This is a genomic window from Bradyrhizobium sp. 25ACV (genome assembly GCF_054863005.1).
Window position 1 is genome coordinate 1 of the sequence record NZ_JAVAYO010000074.1, and the last position, 277, is coordinate 277.

General features: G+C 63.5%; 1 protein-coding gene. It reads left to right on the forward strand.

The window, feature by feature from the left end; genetic code table 11:
- Positions 1–277: hypothetical protein (locus tag RAD04_RS38635; RefSeq protein WP_461627962.1), on the forward strand; the 277-nt coding region annotated here is incomplete at both ends.

Consider the following 277-nt stretch of genomic DNA (forward strand, 5'->3'; position numbering starts at 1 on the left):
GCGAAACCGCAGAAGGACGAGTCCAAATCGGAAAACGGCGAGAAGAAGCCCGACAAGGCCGCGCTGGAGAAGGAATTCACCGAGCGGATGGCCAACACGGTCCTCGTGGGGCGGTTCACGGTCGACGGGCAGCCCGACAAGCCCGCTTCCGAAGAGCGCTACGAGATCGAGAGCGTCAGCAAGCTCCGCGGCGACTACTGGACGTTCCTCGCGCGGATCAAGTACGGCAAGAACGACGTCAAGCTCCCGATCACGGTCAAGGTCCTCTGGGCGGGGG